Annotated in this window: 25 protein-coding genes; 15 read left to right on the top strand and 10 right to left on the bottom strand. The window is 75.4% G+C overall.

The window, feature by feature from the left end; translation table 11 throughout:
* Nucleotides 1-35 precede the first annotated feature (35 nt).
* Both VEW93_00200 and VEW93_00195 read right to left on the bottom strand, forming a co-directional pair.
* Nucleotides 36-1,220, bottom strand: a complete 1,185-nt coding sequence (locus tag VEW93_00200; protein ID HYI60207.1) for an acetyl-CoA C-acetyltransferase — start codon at nt 1,218-1,220, stop codon at nt 36-38.
* A gap of 165 nt (nt 1,221-1,385) precedes the next feature.
* Nucleotides 1,386-2,330 carry a DivIVA domain-containing protein gene (locus tag VEW93_00195; GenBank protein HYI60206.1) on the bottom strand — a complete coding sequence of 315 codons (945 nt, stop codon included), beginning with the start codon at nt 2,328-2,330 and terminating at the stop codon, nt 1,386-1,388.
* A gap of 271 nt (nt 2,331-2,601) precedes the next feature.
* On the opposite strand from VEW93_00195, the gene ccrA reads away from it, so the two are divergent.
* The 5 genes from ccrA (at nt 2,602) to VEW93_00170 (ending at nt 7,583) form a co-directional block, all read left to right on the top strand.
* Complete coding sequence (gene ccrA, locus VEW93_00190) at nt 2,602-3,942, top strand: crotonyl-CoA carboxylase/reductase (GenBank protein ID HYI60205.1); 1,341 nt, start codon at nt 2,602-2,604, stop codon at nt 3,940-3,942.
* A 47-nt stretch (nt 3,943-3,989) separates the two neighbouring features.
* Nucleotides 3,990-4,418 carry a hypothetical protein gene (locus VEW93_00185; GenBank protein HYI60204.1) on the top strand — a complete coding sequence of 143 codons (429 nt, stop codon included), beginning with the start codon at nt 3,990-3,992 and terminating at the stop codon, nt 4,416-4,418.
* 165 nt (nt 4,419-4,583) lie between these two features.
* The gene (locus VEW93_00180) at nt 4,584-5,066 is read left to right on the top strand and encodes a VOC family protein (protein ID HYI60203.1); all 483 of its coding nucleotides are present in this window, start codon (nt 4,584-4,586) and stop codon (nt 5,064-5,066) included.
* A gap of 82 nt (nt 5,067-5,148) precedes the next feature.
* Nucleotides 5,149-6,894, top strand: coding sequence for a hypothetical protein (locus VEW93_00175; protein ID HYI60202.1), 1,746 nt, complete (start codon nt 5,149-5,151; stop codon nt 6,892-6,894).
* On the top strand, nt 6,891-7,583 hold the full coding sequence (locus VEW93_00170) for an ABC transporter ATP-binding protein (protein HYI60201.1): 693 nt from the start codon (nt 6,891-6,893) through the stop codon (nt 7,581-7,583). The genes VEW93_00175 and VEW93_00170 overlap by 4 nt, the downstream gene beginning before the upstream one ends.
* Before the next feature lie 39 nt (nt 7,584-7,622).
* Here the strand turns inward: VEW93_00170 and VEW93_00165 are convergent, their stop codons facing one another.
* A complete protein-coding gene (locus tag VEW93_00165; protein ID HYI60200.1) occupies nt 7,623-8,291 on the bottom strand; it encodes a TetR/AcrR family transcriptional regulator in 669 nt (222 codons plus the stop codon).
* A gap of 20 nt (nt 8,292-8,311) precedes the next feature.
* Here VEW93_00165 and VEW93_00160 point away from each other — a divergent pair, with 20 nt between their 5' ends.
* The gene (locus VEW93_00160) at nt 8,312-9,625 is read left to right on the top strand and encodes a cytochrome P450 (GenBank protein HYI60199.1); all 1,314 of its coding nucleotides are present in this window, start codon (nt 8,312-8,314) and stop codon (nt 9,623-9,625) included.
* Here the strand turns inward: VEW93_00160 and VEW93_00155 are convergent.
* On the bottom strand, nt 9,592-10,233 hold the full coding sequence (locus VEW93_00155; protein HYI60198.1) for a hypothetical protein: 642 nt from the start codon (nt 10,231-10,233) through the stop codon (nt 9,592-9,594). The genes VEW93_00160 and VEW93_00155 overlap by 34 nt on opposite strands.
* A gap of 83 nt (nt 10,234-10,316) precedes the next feature.
* Complete coding sequence (locus VEW93_00150) at nt 10,317-11,168, bottom strand: MBL fold metallo-hydrolase (protein ID HYI60197.1); 852 nt, start codon at nt 11,166-11,168, stop codon at nt 10,317-10,319.
* Between the two features lie 69 nt (nt 11,169-11,237).
* On the opposite strand from VEW93_00150, the gene VEW93_00145 reads away from it, so the two are divergent.
* Nucleotides 11,238-12,245, top strand: coding sequence for an oxidoreductase (locus tag VEW93_00145; GenBank protein HYI60196.1), 1,008 nt, complete (start codon nt 11,238-11,240; stop codon nt 12,243-12,245).
* 90 nt (nt 12,246-12,335) lie between these two features.
* Here VEW93_00145 and VEW93_00140 read toward each other — a convergent pair whose 3' ends face one another.
* Complete coding sequence (locus VEW93_00140; GenBank protein HYI60195.1) at nt 12,336-13,664, bottom strand: hemolysin family protein; 1,329 nt, start codon at nt 13,662-13,664, stop codon at nt 12,336-12,338.
* 373 nt (nt 13,665-14,037) lie between these two features.
* Here VEW93_00140 and VEW93_00135 point away from each other — a divergent pair, with 373 nt between their 5' ends.
* Entirely contained in the window at nt 14,038-14,919 is an 882-nt protein-coding gene (locus VEW93_00135; GenBank protein ID HYI60194.1) for a 5'-3' exonuclease H3TH domain-containing protein, read from the top strand.
* 519 nt (nt 14,920-15,438) lie between these two features.
* The gene (locus VEW93_00130) at nt 15,439-16,596 is read left to right on the top strand and encodes a PQQ-dependent sugar dehydrogenase (protein HYI60193.1); all 1,158 of its coding nucleotides are present in this window, start codon (nt 15,439-15,441) and stop codon (nt 16,594-16,596) included.
* A gap of 25 nt (nt 16,597-16,621) precedes the next feature.
* Here VEW93_00130 and VEW93_00125 read toward each other — a convergent pair whose 3' ends face one another.
* Together VEW93_00125 and VEW93_00120 are read right to left on the bottom strand one after the other, a co-directional pair.
* The gene (locus VEW93_00125) at nt 16,622-17,701 is read right to left on the bottom strand and encodes an ATP-dependent DNA ligase (protein HYI60192.1); all 1,080 of its coding nucleotides are present in this window, start codon (nt 17,699-17,701) and stop codon (nt 16,622-16,624) included.
* A 14-nt stretch (nt 17,702-17,715) separates the two neighbouring features.
* Nucleotides 17,716-18,483 carry a maleylpyruvate isomerase family mycothiol-dependent enzyme gene (locus VEW93_00120; GenBank protein ID HYI60191.1) on the bottom strand — a complete coding sequence of 256 codons (768 nt, stop codon included), beginning with the start codon at nt 18,481-18,483 and terminating at the stop codon, nt 17,716-17,718.
* A 75-nt stretch (nt 18,484-18,558) separates the two neighbouring features.
* Between VEW93_00120 and VEW93_00115 the strand changes: the two genes are divergently transcribed.
* Complete coding sequence (locus VEW93_00115; GenBank protein ID HYI60190.1) at nt 18,559-20,109, top strand: acyl-CoA carboxylase subunit beta; 1,551 nt, start codon at nt 18,559-18,561, stop codon at nt 20,107-20,109.
* 37 nt (nt 20,110-20,146) lie between these two features.
* Nucleotides 20,147-20,317: a hypothetical protein gene (locus tag VEW93_00110; GenBank protein HYI60189.1), complete on the top strand. Its 171-nt coding sequence runs from the start codon at nt 20,147-20,149 to the stop codon at nt 20,315-20,317.
* Between the two features lies 1 nt (nt 20,318).
* Here the strand turns inward: VEW93_00110 and VEW93_00105 are convergent, their stop codons facing one another.
* Together VEW93_00105 and VEW93_00100 are read right to left on the bottom strand one after the other, a co-directional pair.
* The gene (locus VEW93_00105; GenBank protein ID HYI60188.1) at nt 20,319-20,885 is read right to left on the bottom strand and encodes a hypothetical protein; all 567 of its coding nucleotides are present in this window, start codon (nt 20,883-20,885) and stop codon (nt 20,319-20,321) included.
* Nucleotides 20,882-21,253 (bottom strand): helix-turn-helix transcriptional regulator, encoded by a 372-nt coding sequence (locus tag VEW93_00100; GenBank protein ID HYI60187.1) that lies wholly within the window; start codon nt 21,251-21,253, stop codon nt 20,882-20,884. Before VEW93_00100 ends, VEW93_00105 begins: the two co-directional genes overlap by 4 nt.
* Before the next feature lie 76 nt (nt 21,254-21,329).
* Between VEW93_00100 and VEW93_00095 the strand changes: the two genes are divergently transcribed.
* The 4 genes from VEW93_00095 to VEW93_00080 all read left to right on the top strand — a co-directional run bounded on the left by VEW93_00095 (nt 21,330) and on the right by VEW93_00080 (nt 25,482).
* Nucleotides 21,330-21,953, top strand: a complete 624-nt coding sequence (locus tag VEW93_00095; GenBank protein HYI60186.1) for a nucleoside triphosphate pyrophosphatase — start codon at nt 21,330-21,332, stop codon at nt 21,951-21,953.
* 82 nt (nt 21,954-22,035) lie between these two features.
* Entirely contained in the window at nt 22,036-23,172 is a 1,137-nt protein-coding gene (dusB, locus tag VEW93_00090) for a tRNA dihydrouridine synthase DusB (GenBank protein ID HYI60185.1), read from the top strand.
* Nucleotides 23,173-23,269: 97 nt separating this feature from the next.
* Nucleotides 23,270-24,286, top strand: coding sequence for a metallophosphoesterase (locus tag VEW93_00085; protein ID HYI60184.1), 1,017 nt, complete (start codon nt 23,270-23,272; stop codon nt 24,284-24,286).
* Nucleotides 24,283-25,482 carry a CoA transferase gene (locus tag VEW93_00080; protein HYI60183.1) on the top strand — a complete coding sequence of 400 codons (1,200 nt, stop codon included), beginning with the start codon at nt 24,283-24,285 and terminating at the stop codon, nt 25,480-25,482. The genes VEW93_00085 and VEW93_00080 overlap by 4 nt, the downstream gene beginning before the upstream one ends.
* Nucleotides 25,483-25,609 lie beyond the last annotated feature (127 nt).

The following is a 25,609-nucleotide window of genomic DNA, read 5'->3' as shown; positions in this document are numbered from 1 at the left end:
CGGCGCCGACGTGGTCGGGCGTCGGCGAGAGGGCCTCAGTCGAGGGTGCGGACGAGCATGGCGTCGCCCTGGCCGCCGCCGCCGCACAGGGCGGCCGCGCCCAACCCGCCGCCCCGGCGGCCCAGCTCCAGGAGCAGGGTGAGGGCGACGCGGGTGCCCGACATCCCCACCGGGTGGCCGAGGGCGATGGCCCCGCCGTTGACGTTGACCACGTCGTCGGACACGCCCAGGTCGGCCATGGAGGCCAGGCCCACAGCGGCGAAGGCCTCGTTCAGCTCGAACAGGTCGATGGCCCCGAGGTCGGTGCCGGAGCGCTGGGCCGCGTCCTTGATGGCCCGCGACGGCTGGGTCAGGAGCGACGGGTCGGGGCCCGCCACCTGGCCGTAGCCCACGATCTCGCCCAGGGGCGTGGTGCCGATGCGCTCGGCCGCAGCCCGGGAGGCCACGATCACGGCGGCGCCGCCGTCGCTGATCTGGCTGGCGTTGCCGGCGGTGATGTTGCCGGCCTTGTCGAAGGCCGGCCGCAGCTTGGCCAGGCCCTCGGCCGTGGTGTCGCCCCGGACACCCTCGTCGGTGGTGACGACCACCGGGTCACCCTTCCGCTGGGGCACCTCGACGGCCACGACCTCGTCGTCGAACAGGCCGTTCTTGGCCGCAGCGGCGGCCCGCTGGTGGCTCTTGGCCGACAGGTCGTCCTGGGGCTCACGGGCCAGGCCGGCCGAGGCCGCGTACTTCTCGGTGCCGGCGCCCATGGCCACCTGGTCGAAGGCGCAGAACAAGCCGTCGTACATCATCGAGTCGACGACCTTCTGGTCGCCGATGCGGTAGCCGGCCCGGGCCCCGGGCAGCAGGTAGGGGGCGTTGGTCATGGACTCCATGCCCCCGGCCACCACGATGTCGGCCTGTCCCGACTGGATGAGCAGGTCGGCCAACAGGATGGAGTTCAGGCCGGACAGGCACACCTTGTTGATGGTGGTGGCGGGCACGGACAGGGGGATGCCGGCCCCGACTGCGGCCTGGCGGGCGGTGATCTGCCCGGCCCCGGCCTGGAGGACCTGGCCCATGAAGACGTAGTCCACCTCCTCGGCGGGCACGCCGGCCCGCTCCAGGGCGGCGCTGATGGCCTTGGCCCCCAGGTCGGCGGCGCTGAAGGAGGCGAAGGCTCCGGAGAGCTTGCCGATCGGGGTGCGAGCACCGGCGAGGATGACGGATCCGGCCATGAGGATCTCCCGGGGTCAGGGCGATGGCGAACCCCGCCAGCCTAGGAGCGCTCCGGAGCCTTCACCCAATGGCGACCAGGCTCCCGGAGGCCGGGCGCGACCGAGCCCGGCCGCTCGGGCCGGGCTCGGGGGAGGGAGGGAGTGGGCCGGGGCCCGGGGCCGGTCCTAGTGGTCGACGGTGACCGATCCGAAGCCGACCGGGAACGGGGCCTCGGGGGTGCCGGGATCGTCCTCGGTGGCGGTGACGATCTGCTGGGCCGGGGGCAGGGAGACCGGCGCCGGCGCTTCGATGCCCTCGCCGGCGATGGCGTCGAGCTCGCTGCGCAGGCGGGCCAGGCGGGCGCGCACGGCGCGCTCCTGCTCCAGCAGCGGGGTGAGGCGGGAGCGGGCGTCCTCCAGGACGGTCTCCGCCTCGGCCCGGGCCTTGTCACGGGCCCCGGTGAGCACCACCTCGGCCCGGCGCTGGGCCTGGTCGATGATGTGGAGGGCCTCCTCCTGGGCCTTGGCCAGCTCGGTCCGGGCTGCGGCCCGGTCCAGCTCGGCCGCCGCTCGCTCGGCGTAGGCCGTGGTGCGGTCGCGCTCGGTCTCGGCCCGGGTGGCCTGGACCTCGGCCGGGGCCGCCTCGGGGGCCGGGGCCGGGGCCGGCTCGGGGGCGGCGGCGAAGGCCGACGGCTCGTGGGTCGGAGCCCCGAACGAGGTCGGCTCGAAGGCGGCGGGCTCGTACGACGGCGGCTCGAAGGCCGCGGAGGCCGACGGGGCGAAGGGGTCGGACGCGGAGGGGGCCGGCTCGGCCGGCGGGGCCACCGGCGCTGCGAACGGGTCGGCGGCCACCGGCGGGGCGAAGGGGTCGGGGGCCGAGATGGAACCGGCCGAGGGGGCGGGAGCGGCGAACAGGTCGGTCGACGGGGCCGGGGCCTCGGCGCCGGCCAGGGCAGCCATGGCCGAGCTGGACAGGCCGGCCGGCGGGGCGGCCGAGAGGGACGCCCGCCAGGCGTCGGAGGCCTGGGCGAGGAAGGCATCGACCTCGTCGCGGTCGTAGCCCCGCAGCCCGATGGCGAACTCGCGACCGATGAGGTCGTCGGGTCCGAGGCGGATCTCGTTGCCGGTCATGTCTCTCCCAAGTGTCTGGTGTCCGCCTCCGGGGCGGCTCGTCACCGTGGTGACACCCCTCGCATCGGCGGCATCGGCCCGGGTTGTGAGGAAAAGGGGCTGAGGTATCCGCCACGAAGGCAGGGCCTCATGGTAGGGGCGGGCCGCCGGCGCTGCCATGGGGGCCCGGACCCGGAGGAACGGGTGGCGGTCGAACCCGGCCCGGGCCGGACCCGCCCGTGGGCCGGCGCCCTTGGGGCCACCGTCGGGGCTCGGCCTAGGCTCCGCGCCCATGAAGGAGATCCTGAACGCCATCCAGGCCGGTGCCTCCGGTGAGGACATCGCCGCCCTCGACGTCCCGGAGTCGTACCGGGCCGCCTTCGTGAAGCGGGACGAGATGGCCATGTGGGAGGGCGTCGACTCGGCCGACAAGGACCCCCGCAAGTCCCTCCACGTCGACGAGGTGGCCACGCCGGAGCTGGCCCCCGACGAGGTGTACGTGGCCGTCATGGCCTCGGCCATCAACTTCAACACGGTGTGGACGTCGATCTTCGAGCCCCTGCCCACCTTCGGGTTCCTCGACCGCCTGGGCAAGGAGAGCGTGTGGGGCGCCCGCCACGCCCTGCCGTACCACGTGGTCGGCTCGGACGCCTCGGGCGTGGTGGTGCGGGTCGGCTCGGCGGTGCGCAACTGGAAGCCGGGCGACAAGGTCACCCTGCACTGCAACCACCTCGACGACCAGGACGCCTCGGCCCACGACGACTCGATGCTGGCCGCCAACCAGCGCATCTGGGGCTTCGAGACCAACTTCGGCGGCCTGGCCGACCTCACCGTGGCCAAGGCCAACCAGCTCATGCCCAAGCCGGCCCATCTGTCCTGGGAGGAGGCGGCCTGCAACGCGCTGTGCAACTCCACCTCGTACCGGATGATCGTCAGCAAGCACGCCGGCGACCTCCAGCAGGGCCAGGCCGTCCTCATCTGGGGCGCCACCGGCGGCATCGGCGGCTACGCCGTGCAGTACGTGCTCAACGGCGGCGGCACGCCGGTGGGCGTGGTGTCCTCCCCGGAGCGGGCCGAGCTGCTGCGGGCCATGGGCTGCGAGCACGTCATCGACCGCAAGGAGGCGGGCTACAAGTTCTGGTCCGACGAGCACACCCAGGACGAGCGGGAGTGGCGGCGGTTGGGCAAGGACATCCGCTCGCTCATCGGCCGCGACGTCGACACCGTGTTCGAGCACCCGGGCCGCTCCACCTTCGGGGCCTCGGTGTTCGCCGCGGCCCGGGGCGGCAAGATCGTCACCTGCGCGGCCACCAGCGGCTACATGATCGAGTACGACAACCGCCACTTGTGGATGAAGTTGAAGAGCATCGTCAGCTCCCACTTCGCCAACTACAAGGAGGCGTGGGCGGCCAACCAGCTCATCTGCGAGGGCAAGATCCAGCCCCTGCTGTCCCGGGTGTACACCCTGGAGCAGACCGGCGACGCGGCCCTGGCCGTCCACCGCAACGAGATCGAGGGCAAAGCCGGGGTGCTGTGCCTGGCCCCCGAGGAGGGCCTGGGCATCGACGACCCCGAGCTCCGCCAGAAGGTCGGCGAGGACAAGATCACCCTGTTCCGCCGGGCCGGCGCCTGAGCCACGAACGGCCTGCCGGCCCCCGGCCGGCCGTCGGGGGAGGGCCCGTGCTCTGGGTGGTCGACGGCAACAACGTGATGGGGGCGGGAGCCGACGGGTGGTGGAACGACCCGGTGGCCGCGGCCGAGCGCCTGGCCCAGGCGGTGGCCGTGTGGTGCCGGGACCTCGACGACGCGGTGACCCTGATCTTCGACGGACGGCCCGAGCCCCGGGTGGCCGGGATGGCGGGCGGCCACCTGGTGGTGGACTTCGCTCGCCGGTCGGGGCGTGATGCTGCCGACGACCTCATCGTCGAGGTGGTCGAGGACCGCTACGGCACCGCCCCGGAACTGACCGTGGTCACTTCCGACCGGGGCCTGGTGGGCCGCCTCCCCCCCGGGGTGACGGTGGAGGGGGCCGGTCGGTTCCGGACCCGGATCGGGGTGGGCGCGCCGGCCGGCGGTGGGCCCCGGTCCCGGCGCTCGCCCCGGCGCTGACCGCTCACGTCCGAGGCCAGGTGGCGACCATCGACCCGCCGTCGACCCCGATGCGTCCCGGACGCCACGTGAGCTGACATCGCCGCGGTGCGGCCGGCTGCCCCGCGACCTGGCGCCCGGGGGCGGCGCGTGCGAGGTTGGGCACCGACCCGCACGGAGGTGCCGATGAGCCCACTGGCCGCCCGCGACCCCAACGAGCGCGACGAGGAGGTCCAGTCGACCCAGGCCGGCGAGGTGGGCCCGGTGCTGGCCGAGATCGACCACGTGGGCGTGGCCGTGCGCGACCTGGCCACGGCCCTGGACTCCTATCGCGAGGCCTACGACGTGCTGGTCGAGCAGCGGGAGGTGGATCCCGAGGACGGGGTGGAGGAGGCGCTGCTGCGGGTGGGAGGACGCTGGGTCCGGCTCATGGCCCCCCACCGTGACGACTCCCCCCTGGTCGCCTGGCTGGACGAGCACGGCGAGGGGCTGCACCACGTGGGCTACCGGGTGGCCGACTGCGCGGCCACGCTGGCGCACCTCCGGGCCCAGGGCCACGAGGCCCTCGACCCGTTCCCCCGCCCCGGCCTCCGGGGCCCGGTCGTGGCCCGGGTCCGGGACCGGCACGGCACCCTGGTCGAGCTGGTCGAGGACGTCCCCTCCTTCTGACCACCCGCCGGGTCGAGCGGCCGTCGCCGGCCACCCGGTCCGGCTGGGAGCGGCGGCGAGGGCGGGCGTAGCGTCGGCCGACGTGCCCGTCGACGCCGTCGCCCCCTCCACCGAGGACGGGACCGTCGACGCCTACCCCGTCGATCCCGGGCTCCTCGACGACCTGCGCCGAGCCCGCCGCCGGCGGCGCGTGGCCGAGATCCACTGGGTCGACGCCCTGTACCGCGTGTACATGGCCGGCCTGGTCGGGCTGGTGGCCGTGGCCCTCATCGCCGGCACGGTGGGCGACACGCCGCTGACCGCGGGCCAGGTGGGCGACGTCACCGCCCACGGCCCGGCGGTGATCGGCCTGGTGGCCGCTCTGGCCGTGGCCGTGGGCCTGCGGTCCGGGAGCCGGGGCGGGCCCCTGGCCGTCGAGCCCGGCGACGTCCGCCACATCCTGCTGGCCCCCGTCGATCGGGGTCGGGCCCTGCGGGGGCCCGCCCTCCGCCAGGTCCGCTCGGCGCTGTTCGTGGCCCTCCTGGTCGGGGCGGCCGTGGGTCGCTTCGCCGACCGCCGGCTGCCCGAGCCGGTGGGGGCGTGGATCCTCGCCGGCGCCGTGGCCGGCGTCACCCTGGTGGCCCTCAGCCTGGGCGCCGCCCTGGTGACCAGCGGTCGGCGCCTCCCCCGGGCGGCGGCCTCCGGGGTGGCCGCGGTGCTGCTGGCCTGGTCGGCGTTGGACGTGGCCCGGGTCGAGGTGGGCGGCGCCCCCGTCCCGGCTTCCCCGGGACGGGCGGTGGGCTGGTTGGCCCTGGCCCCGCTGGACCTGCACGTGGCCTCCCTGGGAGCGGTGGCCGTGGCCGTCGTCCTGGTGGTGGCCGGCCTGGCCGGCGTCGGGGGCCTCTCGGTCGAGGCCGCCGAGCGCCGGACCGCCCTGGTCGGGCAGATCCGCTTCGCCGCCACCCTGCAGGACGTGCGCACCGTGCTGGTCCTGCGCCGACAGCTGGCCGCCGACCGGCCCCGGGCCCGCCCGTGGCTGCGGGTGGGGCGGGGCCCGGCCCGGTTCCCGGCCTGGCGCCGGGGCTGGAACGGCGTGCTGCGGTTCCCGGCGGTGCGGGTCGGGCGCCTGGTGCTGCTGGCGGTGGCGGCCGGCGCCGCCTTCCGGGGGGCGTGGTCGGGGACGGCACCCCTGGTGGCCCTGGCCGGTGTGGCCCTGTGGGTGGGGGCCCTGGACGTGGTGGAGCCCGTGGCCGAGGAGGTCGACCACCCCAGCCGACGCCAGAGCTACCCGGTCGAGGAGGGCGCCCTGTACGTCCGCCTCCTGGCCGTGCCCCTGGTGGTGTCGATCCTCCTGGGCCTGCTGGCCGGGGCGGTGGCCGCCCTGCCCGGCGGGGGCCGGGTGCCCCTCCTGGTCGGCCTGGCCGCCGGCGTGGCCACCGCCCTCTCGGCCTGCGCCGGGGCCCTGGGCAACGTGGTGGCCGGCGCCCCCAGTGGGGGGGATGAGCTGGGCCTCATCGCCCCCGAGGTGGCCGGCCTGCGCATGGTGCTGCGCGCCGTGTGGCCGGTGGTGCTGGCCGTCCTGGGGGCCCTGCCCCTCCTGGTGGTGGAGGCCGACCTCGACGCCGGCCGGCCGGCAGCCGGCATGGCCTCGGCCCTGTGGCTGGCCGTGGCCGGCCTGGCCGCCCTGGTGGTGGCCTGGGTCCACCAGCGGGAGGCCATCGCCGAGTGGTGGCGGCAGGCCATGGATGCCGCCGGCCAGGGCGGAGCCGGGACGCGAGGCGACGACGACGGCGACGAGGACGAGGACGAGGACGACAGCGGTGATGACGAGGAGGACGAGCGACGATGAGCAGCCCTGACGAGGTCCCGGCCCTGCGGGTCGAGGACGTGCACCGGGCCTACGGCGGCGTGCCCGCCGTCGGGCCCCTGGACCTGGAGGTGGCGGCGGGGGAGGCAGTGGCCCTCATCGGCCACAACGGGTCGGGCAAGTCCACGCTGCTGCGGATCGTGGCCGGCCTCCTCGACGCCGACGGGGGGGAGGTCGAGGTGGCGGGCTGGGAGGGGGGCTCCGTCCACGCCCGGGCCACCACGTCCTACCTGCCCGACGACCCGGTGCTCTACGACGACCTGTCGGTGGCCGAGCACGTGGAGTACGTGTCGCGCCTGTTCGGCGGGGACGGCTTCGACGGCTACGCCGAGGACGTGGCCGGTCGCCTGGGCCTGGCCGAGCGGATCGACGACCTGCCCAGCCGGTTCAGCCGCGGACTGCGCCAGAAGGCGTCCCTGCTCCTGGGCCTGGCCCGCCCGTTCTCGCTGCTGCTGGTGGACGAGCCCTTCGTGGGCCTCGACGCGCCGGGCCGGGCCGCCCTGCTCGGGCTCCTGGCCGAGGTCCACCACGACGGGGCCGCGGTGGTGGTGGCCACCCACGACCCCGAGTTCGTGGAGCGGGTCGACCGGGTGGTGGCCCTGCGCGACGGCGAGGTGGCCTTCGACGGCGTCGCCACCCCGGCCGAGGCCCTCCGCCTGGTCGGCGCCTGAGCGAGCCCGGCGGGGCCCGGCGCCGGGCCGGCCTGTCGATCAGCGCTCCTGGTCGAGGGAGGCGGCCAGGGCGGTGCTGGCTCGGATCAACAGGTCGAGCGTGTCGAGGAACGGGTGGGGCCCCAGGGCGTCGCCCTCGATCATCTGGTGCACGGCCACCCCGTCCACCAGGGTCTGGATGATGAGGGCGATGAGGCCGGGATCTCCCGGGGGTTCCAGGCCGCTGGCCGCGAACAGGTGCTCCACCGCGGCGCGGTAGGCCGAGCGCTGGGCCTGCTCCCACGCCGCCAGGCGGGGCCGGACGTCGGGTTCCCGCAGGGCGTGGAGCCGGAACTCGGTCAGGAGCAGCTGCCACTGGCGGTCGGCGTCGCGGCCCTCGTCGTCGGGGGGGCGGGCGGCCAGGCGACCGACCAGGGCGTCGAGGGACGGGGCGGTGGAGATGAGAGGGGTCAGCGCGGCCCGATCGGCGTTGGTCCGGTGGTCGAGGACGGCCAGGAACAGGTCGGCCTTGTCGGAGAAGTTGGAGTAGAAGGCGCCGCGGGTGAACCCGGCCCGGGCCACCACCTCCTCGACGGAGGTGCCGTGGAAGCCCCGCTCGGCGAACAGGGAGGCCGCCGCCTCCAGCAGGGCGGCCCGGGTCCGGGCCTGGGCCTGGGCCCGGGTCAGGCGGGCCGGCGTCTCGCCCTCGTGGTTGACGGGTCCCTTCACATACGCGACTGTATCTGGATATGGAATCGCATCTCAAGTCGGAAGCGGCCCCGACCCAACGGGCGGCCCGCCTCCGGGCCGCGCTCGTCACGCCGGGCCTCATGGCCTTCCTGGGCTCCTCCCGCATCCGCGACCACCCCCACCGGGCCTACCGCTTGTTGCAGCGGCGCGACCCGATCCACCGGAGCCCGTTCGGCTTCTGGGTCCTGAGCCGGCACGCCGAGGTGAGCGCCGCTCTCCGCCATCCCGGCCTGGGCGTCGATCCCGGCGCCATCGACCCGGCGCTCCTGCGCATCGGCCCCCTGCGCCGCCTGCTCGACCGGCCCGCCCCCAGCACCGTCGGGCCCGGGGCCTTCCTGGACATGAGCGAGGGGCTGCTCCTGTTCCGCGACCCGCCCGACCACACCCGCCTGCGGGGCCTGGTGAGCCGGGCCTTCACGCCCCGCCAGATGGCCCGGCTGGAGGGCCGCATCGCCGAGCTCACCGCCGACCTGCTGGCCCCGCTGCGCCACCGGCGGGGCCGCTTCGACCTCATGGCCGAGCTGGCCTACCCCCTCCCGGCCCGGGTCATCTGCGAGCTCATCGGCCTGCCCCCCGAGGACCACGAGCTCATCGCCACCCACGGCCAGGACCTGGCCGTGGGCCTGGACCCCCTGCCGTCGGGTGACGAGCTGCGGCGGGCCGACCGGGCGGTGGCCGCCCTGCGCCACCACCTGGCCGAGCCGATCCGGTCCCGGCGCGCCGCCCCTCGCGACGACCTGCTCTCGGCCCTGGTCCAGGCCGAGGCCGACGGGGACCGGCTCGACCACGACGAGCTGGTGGCCACCGTCGTCCTGCTGCTCATCGCCGGGCACGAGACCACCGCCAACCTCATCGGCAACGCCGTGGCCCTGCTCGACCGCCACCCCGACCAGCGCCAGGCCCTGCGGGACCGCCCGGAGCTGGCCGAGACCGCGGTCGACGAGCTGCTGCGCTACGAGCCCCCGGTGCAGATGACCCAGCGCAACGCCCTGGTCGACGTGGAGCTGGCCGGCCGCACCATCCCGGCCGGGAGCATCGTCATCCTGCTCACCGGGGCGGCCAACCGCGACCCCGACGTGTTCCCCGATCCCCGGCGCCTGGACCTGGCCCGCACCCCCAACCCGCACCTGGCCTTCGGGGGCGGGGCCCACTTCTGCCTGGGCGCGGCGCTGGCCCGCATGGAGGGGCGCATCGCCCTGCCCGCCCTCTACCGGGCCCTCCCGGGCCTCCGGGTGGCGGGCCGGCGCCCGACCCACCGGTCCAGCTTCGTCATCCGGGGCTACGGGGCGCTGCCGGTGGAGCTGGCCCGCTGATCCGCCCGGCTGGCCAGAGGGTCGCGCCGAGCGCTGCGGGCCAGGTAGGCCCGGCCCCGGGGGGAGATCTGGTAGCCCACGGTCAGGCTCTCGGTCAGGCCCAGCCGCTTCAACTTGCGCACGTCGAGCTTGAACGGGTCGCGCTGGCGGCCCGCCGAGAAGGCCAGGTCGGCGGCCAGGGTGCAGGGCTGGGCCTCGATGAGGCGGAGGGTGGCCAGGGTCCAGGCCCCGTGGCTGCTGGCCTCGTCGAGCACGTCCAGGCGCCGGTCGATCTCGGCCACGTCGTCGTCGGTCAGGTCGTCGGTGGCGGCCAGCTCGGCCCGCGGGTCGGGCCCCAGCACCGGGCGCACCTCGACCCGGTAGGCCACCCGGTCGGGGTCGCCCCGCAGCTCCCGCCGCACCGCCTCGGCATCGGCGGCCCCGGCCCGGCGGGCCTCGGCGTCGGTGATGGCGGCCGGGTCGATCTCGTCGACGGCCAGCACCTCCAGCCGTCCGGCCGAGGTGCGGTACACGCGGCCGGCCACCACCTGGCGGCTGGCCCACCGCCGGAACAGCAACGTCACCGTGCCCGCCTCGATGGCCTCCCGATACCGGGCCTTCACCTGCACGGCCCGGAGGATACGCCGAGGAGGGGTACCGGGGGGCGACTGCCCGGTCGCCGGCCGATCGCCGGGCCCGGCGCCCGCCACCGTCACCCGGGCGGGCGCACCTCGTCCCGGAGGGCCAGCGCCGAGTACTCGGAGGGGTCGTGGGCGCAGACGACCGTGGCCCGGCCCGACGAGGCCAGGTCGGCCAGGCGCTGGTGGTTGCCGGCCAGGGCCGAGCGGTCGACGGCCACGGTGCGCTCGAAGGCGGTGAGCAGCCGGGTGGGCCGGCCCCGGTCCCGGTGCACCGAGGCGGTGTGGAAGTAGGCGTCGCCGGCGTGGACCAGCCAGCCGCCGTCCCCCCGGTCCACGGCCACCAGGGAGTGGCCCCGGGTGTGGCCGGGCAGGCCCAGGGTCACGACACCGTCCAGCACCTCGCCGGGCCGCTCCCCCGTGGCCAGGGGCCGGGCCGCGGCGAAGCCGTTCCACGTGTCGCCCTCGTCGGTGCGGAACGTGCGCCACCGCGGGCCGTGGGCCCACATGCGTCGCCGGTAACGCTGCTTCTCGGCCGTCGAGCGGGGGTTGACGGCGGCGTCGAGCTCGGTCCCGTGGACGTGGACGGTGGCCTCCGGGAAGTCGGCCAGCCCGCCGGCGTGGTCGCCGTCGAGGTGGGTGACCACGACGTGGCGCACGTCGCCGGGGTCGAGGCCGAGGCGGCCCAGCTGGTGGTGAGCGGTCCGGGTCGGGTCGGCGACCGGCCCGGTGGCGGCCACCACGGCGGCACCCATCCAGCCCCGCAGGTCGGCCACGCAGCCCCGCCCGATGCCCGTGTCGACCAGCACCAGGCCGTGGCGGTCGGTCTCCAGCACCAGCACGTGGCCCACCAGGTGGCCGGCATCGTTCAGGTGACGGCGCCCGCGCGGGCACATGGTGCAGCAGTCGAGGTGGTGGACGCGCATGGCCCGAGGGTACGACGGGCCCGGGCCCCGGGTTGGCCGAGCCGGCGGCGGGCGCGAGGCTGACCGGCCATGACCGATCCCTGGACCGCCGACTCCGTCCCCGACCAGGCCGGCCGCACCGTCGTCGTCACCGGCGCCACCAGCGGCCTGGGCCTGTCCTCGGCCACCGTGCTGGCCCGGGCCGGCGCCCGGGTGCTGATGGCGGCCCGCAACGCCGAGAAGGCGGCCCGGGCCCGCGACGAGGTGGCGGGGGTGGCCACCGGCCCCGCCCCCGAGGTGGTGGCCCTCGACCTGGCCGACCTGGACTCGGTCCGGGCCGCGGCCGACGACATCCGCAGCCGGGTCGACGCGCTCGACGTGCTCATGAACAACGCCGGGGTCATGGCCGTCCCCCTGGCCCGCACCGCCCAGGGCTTCGAGATGCAGCTCGGCACCAACCACCTGGGCCACTTCGCCCTCACCGGCCTGCTCCTGCCCACGCTCCTGGCCGCCGAGGCCCCCCGGGTGGTCACCACCTCGTCGGGGGCCCACAAGCCGGGCCGCATGCGCTGGCACGACCTCCACTGGCAGCGGGGCTACCGGCGCTGGCTGGCCTACTGCCAGTCCAAGCTGGCCAACCTGCTCTTCGCCTACGAGCTCGACCGGCGGGCCGCGGCGGCCGGCGTGCCCCTGACCTCGGCCGCCGCCCACCCGGGCTACGCCGCCACCCACCTCCAGGCCGTCGGCCCCGAGGCCAGCGGCCGGGCCCTGTCGGCCCGGCTCATGGAGCTGGGCAACACGGTCATCGCCCAGTCCGGCGACGACGGCGCCCTGCCCCAGCTCTACGCGGCCACCATGCCGGACGTCCGGGGCGGCGAGTACTTCGGTCCGGGGCGGCTCATGGAGCTGCGGGGCCACCCGGTGCGGGTCACCTCCACGCGCCGGGCCCGCGACGAGGCCGACGCCGCCCGCCTGTGGTCGGTGTCCGAGCGCCTCACCGGCGTCGCCTACGACTGGCCGGGCGGCGTCGACGACCAGCCCGCGCACGATCCCGACGCCGAGGTCCCCGCCGACCGCTCGGAGCCCGCCGGGGCCTGACCGCCCATCCCGACCCTCGCCCACCCGGCACCGTCTCCGGCGGCACGGGCGCCAAGGGTGGCGGGAACGGTGGGGCCGGACGAGGCGGGGTCAGGACGACGGGGCCGCCTGGCGGGTGCCCTGGCCGGCATCGGTGCTGGTGTCGCCCTCGAGCGCCGGGCTGGCGGACCGGCGCAGGCGCACCTCGGTGATGGCCCGGCCGTCGACGGCCATGACCTCCATCTCCCAACCGTCGACCGCCACCACGTCCCCGGGGTGCTCGGGGATACGGCCCAACTGGTGCAGCACCAGGCCGGCCACGGTGGAGTACGGCCCCTCGGGCAGGTCGACGTCGATGTCGGGCAGGTCGTGGACCGGGAAGCGGCCGGGCAGCACCCGGGCCCCGTCGGGCTCGTGGCGGACGGACAGGACGTCCTGGTCGGTCTCGTCGTAGATCTCGCCGACCAGCTCCTCCAGCAGGTCCTCCACGGTGACGATGCCCTCGGTGCCGCCGTGCTCGTTGATCACGATGGCCATCTGGTGGCGCCCGGCCTGCATGCTGCGCAGGGCGTCGAGCACGCTGGCCGTCTCCGGGAAGGCGGGGGCGGGCTGGGTCACGTCGCTCACCGTCTCGCAGTCGGCGGCCACCAGGTCCCGCAGGTGGACCACGCCCCGGAACTCGTCGAGGTTGCCGTCGTCGGCCACCGGGGCCCGGGTGTGGCTGGAGCCGGCCAGGGCGGCCAGGGCGGCGTCGCACGGCGTGCCCGGGGCCAGCACGAAGACGTCGCGGCGGGGCACCACCACCTCCTGGAGGGTGCGGCCGGCGATCTGGAAGGCCCCGGAGAGGATGGTCCGGTGCTGGTCGGTGAAGCCGGGCTGGGCCGCCACCATGTCCCGCAGCTCCTCCTCGGTGACCTCCTCGCCGTGGCGGTCGGGGTCGCCCCCGAGCAGGCGCACGGCCAGGTCGGTGCTCCGGCTCAGCACCCACACCGCGGGGCGGGTCAGCCTTGCCACCAGGGCCAGGGGTCGGGCCGCGACCAGGCCCCAGCCCTCGGCCCGCTGCATGGCGATGCGCTTGGGGGCCAGCTCGCCGAAGACCAGGGTGAGGTAGGCGAGGACGAGGGTGACGGCCACGATGGCGGCCGGCCCGGCGGCGCCACCCAGGAAGCCGAGGGGCTCCTCCAGGGGCTCGGCCAGCGAGACGGCGGCCGCCGCCGAGGCCAGGAACCCGGCCAGGGTGATGCCGATCTGGATGGTGGCCAGGAAGCGGTTGGGGTCGCGGGCCAGGGCGACCAGGGCCCGGCCCCGGCGGCCCTTGGCCTCGAGCCGTTGGAGCTGGCTCTCGCGCAGGGAGATCAGCGCCATCTCGCTGCCGGCGAAACCGGCGTTGAGGATCACCAGCACCACGACCAGCGCCAACTGGGGCAGGGCTTCAGACACGGCCACCCCCACGGGGGGCCGGTGGGAGGCGCCGGGCGCTGCTCAGGGCAGAGCGGCCCGGCTGGGGACTCCCGGGGTCGTCGTCGGAACTGGTGCTCGACGGCACCCGCCCAGCGTAGCCAGAGCACCACCGGCCCGGCGCCGCACCGGGTCCGGGGGGCGGACGGGCGGGCCGGTTCAGGGGCGGTCGCCTCCTCTGGCACGCTGCGGCCCGCGGTGGCGGGGCGGCCCGCGACCTGCACCTCGCGCCACCGCCCTGGGCCCGCGCCCGGCGGGGAGGGCCGCTGGGGGGGGGCCTCGGCTCGACGGCCCTGTGCCAGGCTCCTCCGGGGCCGGCGGTCGCCGGTTCCGGCCCGATCCGCAGGGAGCCCCCATGGACGTCCACCTCGTCGACGGGACCTACGAGCTGTTCCGCCACTTCTTCGCGGTGCCGTCCCACGTGACCGACGACGGCCGGGAGGTGGGGGCGACCCGGGCCACGGTGGGCTCGGTGCTGCGGATGCTGGAGGAGGGGGCCACCCACGTGGCCGTGGCCACCGACCACGTGATCGAGTCGTTCCGCAACGACCTGTGGGCCGGCTACAAGGACGGCTCGGGTGTCGACCCCTCCCTGCTGTCCCAGTTCACCCTGCTGGAGGAGGTCCTGGCGGCCATGGGCGTCACCGTGACGGCCATGGTCGAGCACGAGGCCGACGACGCCCTGGCCGCCCTGGCCGCGGTGGCCGCCGCCGACGAACGGGTGGAGCACGTGTGGATCTGCACGCCCGACAAGGACCTGGCCCAGTGCGTGGGGGGCAAGGTGGGCCAGCTCGACCGGCGCCGGGGCACGGCGCTGGACCCGGCCGGGGTGGAGGCCAAGTACGGCGTGCCCCCCCAGTCCATCCCCGACTGGCTGGGCCTGGTGGGCGACAGCGCCGACGGCTTCCCCGGCCTGCCCGGGTGGGGGGCCAAGTCGGCGGCCGCGGTGCTGCGGGCCTACGGGCGCATCGAGGACATCCCGGTCGATCCCACCACCTGGGCGGTGAAGGTGCGGGCGGCCGGCACCCTGGCCGCCACCCTCCGGGAGCACATGGCCGACGCCCTGCTGTTCAAGCGGCTGGCCACCCTGGAGCGCGACGCGCCGGTGCCGGGCTCGGTGGATGCGCTCCGCTGGACCGGGCCCACCCCCGAGCTGGTCGCCCTGGCCGAGGCCATGGACGCCCCCGGCCTGCTCGAGCGGGCGGTGGCCCGGGCCGCGGCGCTGGGCGGGGGCTGACCCGCCGGGTCGGATGCCACAGCCGGCGCGCCGGGGACCCTCGACGCGACGATGAGAGCGGTGGCCCGCTGCCCCTCCCGAGCATCAGGCCACCGCTCTCACGGTCGTCCCCCAGATCTCCCCCTGGAGGGTGCAGTCTGGCGGTGGAGTTGCCTCCACCGCCGGGCCAGTCCTCTCGGATCCCCCGAACCAAGCGACCGACTGGGCGTTCTGGTGCATCGCGTGCGCTGCGTCACACCCAACTGCTGCGCACACTGTGCAAGAAGAGCTGGCCGCGTTCTATGGTCAGAAAGGATGGTTTCTGAACTAGTCACCATTTCGCTGCGACGTGAGCCTTGTCGGCACGCAGGGTGACCAGGGCCTGGTGGACGGACCGTCTGACCGCCACCACGAGAGGTGGCGAGAAGTGGCAGGCCCCCGCTGGTTTGCCCCTGGCGCCGCCGGTCAGCACGAAGTGGAGCGGCAGGGTCGCGCTGCGTGCGCGAGCCTGGCTGCCAGGCCGGTCGGCAAGGAGGCCCCATGCACCCCACCACCCTCCCCCCGCGGCGGCCCGCTCGACCGCGGTCGGCCCGCCTGGCCGTCGCCGGCCTGGCCGTCGCCCTGGCCGCCACCGGCCTGGCCGCCTGCGAGGTCACGCCCCCCACGCTCACCGCCCGCACCCTGGTCTCCGGCCTCAGCAATCCGTGGGACCTGTCGTTCACGCCGTCGGGCTCGCTGCTGTGGACCGAGCGCGGCGGGCGCATCATGCGCCGGCAGGCCAACGGGGCCGTGAACCGCCTGGCCGCCGACATGAGCGACCTCTTCGTCAGCGGCGAGACCGGCCTCATGGGCATCGCCGTCGACCCCCGCTTCGCCCGCAATCGCCAGGTCTTCACCTGCCAGGGGTGGACCGACGGCGCGGCCGTGGAGGTGCGCGTCGTCCGGTGGCGGGCCAACGACGCCGGCACCGCCCTGACCCGGGTGTCGACCGTGCTCTCGGGCCTGCCCTCCACCAGCGGCCGCCACGGGGGGTGCCGGCTGCGCTTCAGCCCCTCGGGGCCGCTGTTCGTGGGCACCGGGGACGCCGCGGTGGGCACCAACCCGCAGGACCTCACCAGCCTGGGCGGCAAGGTCCTGCGCATCGACCCCGACACGGGGGCCGGCGTGGCCGGCAACCCGTTCGCCTCCAGCCCCGACGTCCGGACCCGCCGGATCTGGAGCTACGGCCACCGCAACGTTCAGGGGCTGGCCATCCGGCCCCGGGACGGGAGCCTGTGGAGCGCCGAGCACGGCCCGGACCGGGACGACGAGGTCAACCGCGAGCGCACCGGCAACTTCGGGTGGAACCCCGTCCCCGGCTACGACGAGTCCGTGCCCATGACCGACCGGGCCGAGTTCCCGGGCGCGGTGCCGGCGGCGTGGAGCTCGGGCTTCCCCACGGTGGCCACCTCGGGCCTGGCCTGGCTGGCCGGTGGCCGGTGGGAGGGGTGGGACGACCACCTGGTGGTGGCCACGCTGAAGGGCGAGAGCGTGCTGGTGCTGCGGCCCCAGGGCGACGGCACCCTGGCCCAGGTGGCCCGCCTCTACCAGGGCACCTTCGGGCGGATCCGCACCGCCCAGCTCGGCCCCGACGGCCTGCTCTACCTCACCACCGCCAACGGCTCGGGCGACCGCATCGTCCGGGTCACGCCGAGCTGAGGGCGGGCCACCCCGGCCACCGGGGTCAGGTCCGGCCCAGGACCTCGGACAGCTCCACCGCGGGGACCACCTCGAGCTGGTCGTAGCGGCACGAGTCGGGCTCGCGGTCCGGGCGCCAGCGCAGGAACTTCGACGTGGCCCGGAAGCGCCCGTGGTCGACCCGCTCGTAGGCCACCTCGGCCACCCGCTCGGGGCGCAGCGGCGTGAAGCTCAGGTCCTTCTTGCCGTTCCAGCGGGACGGGCCCCCCGGCAGCCGCCCCTCGGCGTGGGCCGCGGGATCGGTCCAGCCGCCCCACGGGTGGCTGGCGATGTCCTCGGCCGGGACCACCAGGGGGGCCAGCTCGGCCAGCAGGGCCCGGCGGTCGGCGGCCTTGAACGAGGCGGCCACGCCCACGCTGTGGAGGCGGCCCTCGTCGTCGTGGAGGCCGAGCAGCAGCGACCCCACCCCCTCGCCGTCCTTGTGGACGCGGTAGCCGGCCACCACCACGTCCGCGGTGCGGCTGTGCTTGACCTTGACCCAGCCCCGGGCCCCGGGCTCGTAGGTGCTGCCCACCGGCTTGGCGATCACCCCGTCCAGGCCCGCCCCCTCGAAGCGGACGAACCAGTCCTGGGCCGTGACCCGGTCGAAGGTGCCCTGGTTCAGATGCACCCGGGCCCCGGGCACCAGCGCCTCCTCCAGGGCCCGGCGCCGCTGGCCCAGGGGGGCGCCGGTCAGGTCGTCGGCCCCCAGGGCCAGCACGTCGAAGGCCACCACCTCCGACGGGGTGGCCTCGGCCAGCATCTGGACCCGGGAGGCGGCAGGGTGGATGCGCTGGCCCAGCAGGTCGAAGTCCAACCCGTCGGCGGAGGGGACCACGATCTCTCCGTCGATCACCGCCTTGGCCGGCAGGGCCTCCCGCAGGGGGTCCACCGCCTCGGGGAAGTAGCGGATGAGGTCACGGCCGGAGCGGGACAGCATCTCCACCTCGTCGCCGTCGCGGAACACCACCACCCGGAAGCCGTCCCACTTGGGCTCGAACCACCAGTCGCCCTCCTCGCCGGGCGGCAGTCCGTCGTGGGCCTTGGCCAGCATCGGCGTCAGGGGTGGGAGGACAGGCAGGTCCATGCCCCGACCGTAGGTCAGGTGACGTGGACCAGGTCGAGGACCTGGCGGGCCCGGGTCGCGTCGCCGACCACGTCGAGCGTGTCGAGGGACCGGCGGTGCCACACGGCCAGCAGCAGGTCGGAGGCCGGGCCCCGCAGGGCGGCGTCGCCCTTGGCGTGGGCCCGGGTCACCTCGCAGCCGCCCGGCACCAGGCGCAGGAGCCACTCGCCGGCGCCGTCGGGCAGGCCGTCGTCGGTGCAGTGGAGGTGCACGGAGGCGCCCACCAGGGCGGCCGGCGGGCCGCCCACCATGGCCAGGAACCGCGGAGCGAAGAAGCCCAGCCACTCGTCGATGCCGTCGGCGGCCAGGCCCGGGGCGACGGGGGCGGCGCGGCCCGGGGCGGTGGCCTCCTCGGCGTCCCAGCGGTGCACGGACACCTCGTGGGCCTGGCGTCGGAACCAGAAGGCGACGGTGGTCGGCCCCGCGAACGACAGGGCCTCGGCGGCCGGGTCGTGGCGGTCGAGCTCGGCCAGCAGGCCGGCCACGCTCTCCCGGTACCAGGGCAGGACGGCGGCGCCCGGGGGCGGGTGGGGCACCGGGCCGATCTGCTCGCCGGGGTCGCCCTCCGGCCCGGCGGCCAGGAAGGCGGTGGCCCAGCGGTGGACGCGGCCCACGTGGCCCACCAGGCGCTCCGTGTCCCACCCGGGGCAGGCCGCCACCGGGGCGCCGAGGGCCTCGGGGGGGACGGCGGCCACGCGTTCGCCCTCGGCAGCGATGGCGGCCCGGTGCTCCTGCGGATCCATGGGGCCCGAGGGTAGGCCCGGGCCGCCCCCGCGCCCGTTGGGAAGGGGCGAACGGCCGGGTCTACCCTCCGGCCCATGACCGCGCACCCGCTCAGCGAGCAGATCGCCGACCTGGCGAAGCTGAAGGAGGAGGCCCGGCAGCCCGGGTCGGAGCGATCGGTCCAGCGCCAGCACGACCGGGGCAAGATGCTGGCCCGGGAACGCATCGAGTACCTGCTCGACCCCGGCTCCTTCAACGAGCTCGACATGCTGGCCCGGCATCGGAACCCGGCCATCCCCGAGCGGCCGCTCACCGACGGCGTCATCACCGGGTGGGGCACCATCGACGGCCGCAAGGTCTTCGTCTTCAGCCAGGACTTCACGCTCTTCGGCGGGGCCCTGGGCGAGGTGTTCGCCGAGAAGATCCACAAGGTCATGGATCTGGCCCTCAAGGTCGGGGCGCCGGTCATCGGCCTCAACGACGGGGCCGGGGCCCGCATCCAGGAGGGCCCGGTCAGCCTGGCCTCCTACGGCGGCATCTTCCACCGCAACGTGAAGGCCTCGGGCGTCACGCCCCAGATCAGCGTCATCATGGGACCGTGCGCCGGCGGCGCCGTCTACAGCCCGGCCATGACCGACTTCGTGTTCATGGTCGAGGACACCTCGTACATGTTCATCACCGGGCCCGACGTGGTGAAGACGGTGACCGGCGAGGACGTCACCCAGCAGGAGCTGGGCGGGGCCCACGCCCACTCGGCCAAGTCCGGGGTGGCGGCCTTCACCGCCGCCGACGACCGGGCCGTGCTCGACGACGTGCGCTACCTGATGGGCTTCCTGCCCTCCAACAACATGGAGGAGCCGCCCCGGGCGGTCCCGGCCGACGACCCGCAGCGGTCGTGTGACGAGCTGGCGGGGATGATCCCCGACAGCCCCAACCAGCCCTACGACATGCGCAAGGTCATCGAGGTCATCGTCGACGACGAGGACTACGTCGAGTACTTCGCCTCGTGGGCCCCGTCCATCACCTGCGGCTTCGCCCGCATCGACGGCCAGCCGGTGGGCATCGTGGGCAACAACCCCATGTTCTACGCCGGGGTGCTGGACATCGAGTCCTCGGAGAAGGCGGCCCGCTTCGTCCGGGTGTGCGACTCGTTCAACATCCCCCTCATCACCTTCGTGGACGTGCCCGGCTTCCTGCCCGGCGTGGGCCAGGAGCACGGGGGCATCATCCGCCACGGGGCCAAGCTGCTCTACGCCTACTGCGAGTCGACGGTGCCCCGCATCCAGGTCATCACCCGCAAGGCCTACGGCGGGGCCTACGTGGTCATGAACTCCAAGTCCATCGGGGCCGACCTGGCCTTCGCCTGGCCGTCGGCCGAGCTGGCGGTGATGGGGGCCACCGGGGCGGTGGAGATCCTGCACCGCACCGAGATCAACGCCGCCGCCGACCCCGAGGCCCGCAAGGCCGAGCTGGTCGACGACTACTCGGAGAAGTGGCTCAACCCGTACGTGGCCGCCGAGCGGGGCTACGTGGACGACGTGATCGACCCGGCCGACACCCGACGCAAGCTGGCCGAGGGCCTCTCCATGCTGCGCTCCAAGCGCGAGGAGTTGCCCCCCCGCAAGCACGGGAACGTCCCGCTGTGAGCGCGGCCGTCACCGCCCCGGGCGTGCGGCTGTCGTGATGGAGATCCGCCCCGCCCCCACCGACGAGGAAGCGGCCGCCATCGTGGCCGCCGTCGAGGTGGCCTGGCCCCGGGCCGCGGCCCCCGCCGGGGCGCCGGCCGAGCGCTGGCGCTGGAGCGGCCGCTGGTGGTCCAAGCCCGTCCCCCTCCGCCGCCGCCGCCCCTGGTAGGTCAGGGGCGGGCCTGCCGGAGCAGAGCCCGCAGGCGAGCGATGCGAGGCGCCATCGTCGGTCCCCGCAGGTGGCCGAGCATGTGCTCGATCTGGTCGATGTCCATGGTCGGGTGGTGCTCCACCAGCTGGCTGAGGTCCATCCAGTCCTTGGGGCGGTTGAAAGACAGCTTGAAGGTGGTCAGGTCCTCCACAGAGAGGATCGGGATCGTTCCCCCATCCGGCCCGAACGGCCCGGACACGATTCGCTCGCGCACCTGCTCGTAGCTGTCGTCCAGGGAGAAGAACAGGTCGAGGCGCAGGGGCAGCTCGGTGTGCACCAGCCGTACCCCGGCCATCAGGAGCCACTCGGACGCGTCGGCCTCCGGGTGCATGTCGATGTCGGTGAAGGCAGCCACCACCTCTCGGACGTCGCCCTTGCCCACGAAGATGTTGACATCGGCATCGAGGGTCGCCCGGCTCTCGGCGTGGTAGCCGAGTGCGATGGCGCCCCCGAAGGCGTGCGGCACGCCCCGCCCATCGAGGAGCTCGTGGGTCTGGGTGATGAGGTCACGGAGGCCCTGGATCATCGCCCCTCCATGGCCTGGCTCAGGTCGAGCACCTGGGCCAACGCCCATGCCCGCGTTGCTGGCGTGGCGTCAGGAGGGAGGACGGGAGCCTCGTCGGGGGGGTCGTCGGGGAGGCGAGGTGGGAGGTCGTCGAAGGGGTAGCCGCCGGCACCGGGCGGGAGGGGTAGGTGCAGGACGGTGCTGCCGCCGTCGGCGGCCACCTGGTAGCCGCAGGCCACCAGCATCCGGTTGAAGGTGTCGAGGGTGGGGGTGCGGCGGTCGTTCTCGTAGGCCGAGAGGTTGGGTTGGCTGATGCCGGTGAGCTCGGCCAGCTGGGCCTGGCTGAGGCCCCGCGACTCGCGGACCCGGCGGAGGAACGCGCCGTACATGCACCCACCGTGCCATGTGCGATGCGATATGGCAACCGATCAGAACGAGGGCGGGTGGGGCCGGCATCATGGGGGGATGCCCGATCTCCACCTGGTGCTGGCCTCGGCGTCGCCGGCCCGGCTGGCCCTGCTGCGGGCGGCGGGGATCGAGCCCGAGGTGGTGGTCAGCCACGTGGACGAGGACGCGGTGGCCGCGGCCCTGGGCACCGACGACCCCGACCGGGTGGTGGCCGCCCTGGCCCGGGCCAAGGCCGAGGCGGTCGTGGCCCAGGTCGGCCAGCTGGCCCGGCCGACGGCGGTGCTGGGGTGCGACTCGCTGTTCACGTTCGCCGGCACCACGTGGGGCAAGCCCGGCTCGGCGGCCGAAGCCACGGCCCGCATCCGGGCCATGCGGGGCGGCGAGGGCGTGCTGCGCACCGGGCACCACCTGGTCGAGGTGTCCTCCGGCCGGGCCGTCGGCGGGGTGGAGGCCACCACCGTCCGCTTCGGGCCCATGACCGACGCCGAGGTCGACAGGTACGTGGCCAGCGGCGAGCCCCTGCACGTGGCCGGCTCGTTCACCCTGGACGGTCGCTCGGCCCCCTTCGTGGACGGGGTGGACGGCGACCACACCAACGTCGTCGGCCTGTCGCTCCCCCTGCTGCGCCGCCTCCTGGCCGACCTGGGCCGCTCGGTCACCGACCTGTGGACGTCCCCGTGATCGCCCGCCTCCCCACCACGAACCTTGGACCGACGACCACCACATGCGCCCTCAGCGGTCCGAGGTCGGGGGGAGGGGAGGGATGACGGGGGAAGGGGCCGGGCCGGCGTTGCGGATCGGGCCGTTGGCGCTGGACGTGCCAGTGGTGCTGGCCCCCATGGCCGGGGTGACCAACACCGCCTTCCGCCGCCTGTGCCAGTCGTTCGGTGGGGCCCTCTACGTGAGCGAGATGATCACGGCCCGGGCCCTGGTCGAGGGCAACACGCGCACCCTGGACATGGTGGCCTTCCACCCCGACGAGTCACCCCGCAGCGTGCAGCTCTACGGCACCGACCCCCGGGTCATGGGCGAGGCGGTGCGGATCCTGGTCGACGGGCACGGGGTCGAGCACGTGGACCTCAACGTGGGCTGTCCGGCTCCCAAGGTCACCCGCAAGGGGGGCGGCGCGGCCCTGCCGGTGCGGCGGGCCCTGTTCGCGGCGATCGTCCGGGCCTCGGTGCGGGCCGCCGGCCCGGCGCCCTTCACGGTCAAGATGCGCCTGGGCCTGGACGGCGACCACCTCACCTACCTGGAGGCGGGCCGCATGGCCGAGGGCGAGGGGGCCGCCGCGGTGGCCCTCCACGCCCGCACCGCCGAGCAGCTCTACTCCGGGGCCGCCGACTGGGACGCCATCACCAGGCTCAAGGAGGCGGTGGCCACCGTGCCGGTGCTGGGCAACGGCGACATCCTGGAGGGCGCCGACGCGGTGCGCATGATGGCCGCCACCGGGTGCGACGGCGTGGTGGTGGGCCGGGGCTGCCTGGGCCGGCCCTGGTTGTTCCGCGACCTGGCCGACACGCTGGCCGGCCGCCCGGTCCGCCCCGCGCCCCTCCTGGGCGAGGTGGTGCCCGTGCTGCGCCGCCACGCCGACCTGCTGGTCGAGGCGTTCGGCCCCGGGCGCGCCGCCCGGGAGGTGCGCAAGCACACCGGCTGGTACCTGGCCGGCTACCCGGTCGGAGGCGAGGCCCGGCGGGCCCTGTCCCAGGTGGCCTCCATCGAGGAGCTGGGGGTCCGCCTCGACGACCTCGACCCGGGCCTGGCCCTGGTGCCGGGGGCCGAGCGCACCGTCCGGGGCCACACCCACGGGCCCCGCCCGGTGCCGGTGCCCGAGGGGTGGTTCGCCCTGGCCGACGACCCCACCCCGCCGATCGGCGCCGACCTGCTCGTCTCCGGCGGCTGACCGCCCCGCGGGCCCGGGGTGCCGGGCCTCCGACGGCGCGCCGGTTGGCCGGCGGGGGGAGGGGAACGGGGGGTGGGGCCTCGCTACCCTCGCTCCCGTGGACGTCCCCGAGCTCACCACCGTCGCCAGCACCTACGCCGTCGTGCACCACGGCACCGAGGTGCGCCGCACCGACGGCCTGCGGCCCGACACCGAGCACGAGCTGGAGGGCATCGCCTTCCGCACCCTGCCCGAACCGGGCGAGCTGCTGGCCACCTTCGCCACCGTGAACGACGTGCACTTCGGCGAGGAGGTGTGCGGGCGGATGGAGGGGCTCGACGCCGGGCCGGTGTTCCGGTCCGAGCCGGGCGAGTCGCCCTACCCCGAGGTCATGAACCGGGGGGCGGTGGCCGAGATCCTGGAGCTCGACCCCGACGCCCTGGTGGTCAAGGGCGACCTGACCAGCGACGGCACCGACGCCCAGGTCGACGCCTTCCTGGCCGCGTACGCCCCCCTGGCCGACCGGATGACCTGGGTGCGGGGCAACCACGAGTCGTACCACCGCCTGGACCGGGGAGCGGTGCCGACCCAGGAGGTGGTGCTGCCGGGGGTGCGCCTGGCCCTGCTGGACACCTCGCTGGAGGACGTGGAGCACGGCGGCCTGTCGGTCGACCAGCTCGACTGGCTCGACACGCTGGCGGCCGAGTCGGACCGTCCCGTGGTGGTGCTGGGCCACCACCACCCGTGGAACCCGTCGTCGAACCAGCGCCCGGAGCGCTACTTCGGCATCAACCCCGACGACTCCGAGCGCCTGATCGACGTGGTGGCCCGGCGGTCCCGGATCGTGGCCTACCTGGCCGGCCACACCCACCGGAACCGGGTGCGGCACTTCCCCGCCACCGGCCCGGTGCCGTGGGTGGAGGTGGCCTGCGTCAAGGACTTCCCCGGGGCGTGGGCCGAGTACCAGGTGCACGAGGGTGGCATCTGCCAGGTGTTCCACCGCATCTCCAGCCCCGAGGCCCTGGCCTGGAGCGAGAAGACCCGCCACATGTTCGCCGACCTCTACGGGCCCTACGCCTTCGGGAGCCTGGCCGACCGCTGCTTCGTCATCGGCCTCGACCGAGCGGCGGCGTGAGCGAGGGCCCGGCGTCCGCGCCCGGCGGCGCCGACGGCGCGGCCCCCGGCCCCGGTCCGGCGGGCGGGGACGGCCCCCCCGGCCCCCTGGCCGGGCTGCGGGTGATCGACTGCAGCACGGTGGTGGCCGGGCCCGGGTGCGCCCGCTACCTCGGGGACTTCGGCGCCGAGGTGATCAAGGTGGAGCGCCCCGACGGGGGCGACACCACCCGGGCCATGGGCTGGCGCGACCCGCGCGACGGCGTGACCCTGTGGTGGAAGCTGGAGGGCCGCAACAAGCGGACCGTCACCCTGGACCTCAAGGACCCCGACGACCTGGCCCGCATGCGGCGCCTGGTGGCCACGGCCGACGTGCTGGTCGAGAACCTGCGACCCGGCACGCTGGAGCGGCTGGGCCTCGACCCCGTCGAGCTCATCGCGGCCCGGCCGGGGCTGGTGGTCACCCGGGTCACGGGCTTCGGGCAGGACGGCCCCTACGCCGGGCGCCCCGGCTTCGCCACCCTGGCCGAGGCCATGAGCGGCTTCGCGGCGGTGAACGGCGAGCCCGACGGCGGTCCGCTGCTCCCGCCCATCGCCCTCACCGACGAGATCACCGCCCTGGTGGCCGCCTTCGCCACCATGGTGGCGGTGCACAGCGGCGTCGGCCAGGTGGTCGACGTCAACCTGTACGAGTCGCTGCTCCAGGTCATGGGGCCCCTGCCAGCGGCCAAGGCCCTGCTCGACTACGACCAGCCCCGGCTGGGCTCGGGCATCCCCTACTCGGTGCCCCGGGGCACGTACCGGTGCGCGGACGGGGCCTGGGTCGCCGTCAGCACCTCGGCCGAGTCGGTGGCCCAGCGGGTGATGGCCCTCATCGGCCTGGCCGGCGACCCCCGGGTGTCCACCTTCGGGGACCGGGTGGAGCATCGCGACCTGGTCGAGGCCACCCTGGCGGCGTGGGTGGCGGCCCGGGAGCGGCCCGAGGTGCTCCGGGTCTTCGAGGAGGCCCACGCCGCCGCCGCCCCGGTGCACACCATGGGCGACATCCTGGCCGACCCGCACCTGGCCGCCCGGGGGGCCCTGCCCGAGGTGGACGGCGTCGCCATGCAGGGTTTGGTGGCTCGCCTGTCGGCCACGCCGGGCCGCATCCGGTGGGCGGGCCGGCCCCTGGGAGCCGACACCGAGGCGGTGCTGGCCGAGCTGGACGGCCCGGGCTGACGTCGCCACCGAGCCGCGGTGAGGCGCGGCCGGGCACCACCGGGTGAGCGTTCGCCCGGTGCGCCGGCCCTCCTCCGGCGGGCGCACCGGACGAACGTCGCTCGGTCGGGCGTCCACTCGACCGAGA

This window comes from Acidimicrobiales bacterium (assembly GCA_035630295.1).
Taxonomy (GTDB): Bacteria; Actinomycetota; Acidimicrobiia; order Acidimicrobiales; family Iamiaceae; genus Iamia.
This window is presented reverse-complemented; position numbering and strand designations above follow the sequence as displayed.

Coding starts and splice junctions, on each gene's coding strand:
- VEW93_00200 (HYI60207.1), bottom strand. CDS start 1,220: ATGGCCGGATCCGTCATCCTCGCCGGTGCTCGCACCCCGATCGGCAAG.
- VEW93_00195 (HYI60206.1), bottom strand. CDS start 2,330: ATGACCGGCAACGAGATCCGCCTCGGACCCGACGACCTCATCGGTCGC.
- ccrA (HYI60205.1), top strand. CDS start 2,602: ATGAAGGAGATCCTGAACGCCATCCAGGCCGGTGCCTCCGGTGAGGAC.
- VEW93_00180 (HYI60203.1), top strand. CDS start 4,584: ATGAGCCCACTGGCCGCCCGCGACCCCAACGAGCGCGACGAGGAGGTC.
- VEW93_00170 (HYI60201.1), top strand. CDS start 6,891: ATGAGCAGCCCTGACGAGGTCCCGGCCCTGCGGGTCGAGGACGTGCAC.
- VEW93_00160 (HYI60199.1), top strand. CDS start 8,312: ATGGAATCGCATCTCAAGTCGGAAGCGGCCCCGACCCAACGGGCGGCC.
- VEW93_00150 (HYI60197.1), bottom strand. CDS start 11,168: ATGCGCGTCCACCACCTCGACTGCTGCACCATGTGCCCGCGCGGGCGC.
- VEW93_00145 (HYI60196.1), top strand. CDS start 11,238: ATGACCGATCCCTGGACCGCCGACTCCGTCCCCGACCAGGCCGGCCGC.
- VEW93_00135 (HYI60194.1), top strand. CDS start 14,038: ATGGACGTCCACCTCGTCGACGGGACCTACGAGCTGTTCCGCCACTTC.
- VEW93_00130 (HYI60193.1), top strand. CDS start 15,439: ATGCACCCCACCACCCTCCCCCCGCGGCGGCCCGCTCGACCGCGGTCG.
- VEW93_00125 (HYI60192.1), bottom strand. CDS start 17,701: ATGGACCTGCCTGTCCTCCCACCCCTGACGCCGATGCTGGCCAAGGCC.
- VEW93_00120 (HYI60191.1), bottom strand. CDS start 18,483: ATGGATCCGCAGGAGCACCGGGCCGCCATCGCTGCCGAGGGCGAACGC.
- VEW93_00115 (HYI60190.1), top strand. CDS start 18,559: ATGACCGCGCACCCGCTCAGCGAGCAGATCGCCGACCTGGCGAAGCTG.
- VEW93_00110 (HYI60189.1), top strand. CDS start 20,147: ATGGAGATCCGCCCCGCCCCCACCGACGAGGAAGCGGCCGCCATCGTG.
- VEW93_00105 (HYI60188.1), bottom strand. CDS start 20,885: ATGATCCAGGGCCTCCGTGACCTCATCACCCAGACCCACGAGCTCCTC.
- VEW93_00100 (HYI60187.1), bottom strand. CDS start 21,253: ATGTACGGCGCGTTCCTCCGCCGGGTCCGCGAGTCGCGGGGCCTCAGC.
- VEW93_00095 (HYI60186.1), top strand. CDS start 21,330: ATGCCCGATCTCCACCTGGTGCTGGCCTCGGCGTCGCCGGCCCGGCTG.
- dusB (HYI60185.1), top strand. CDS start 22,036: ATGACGGGGGAAGGGGCCGGGCCGGCGTTGCGGATCGGGCCGTTGGCG.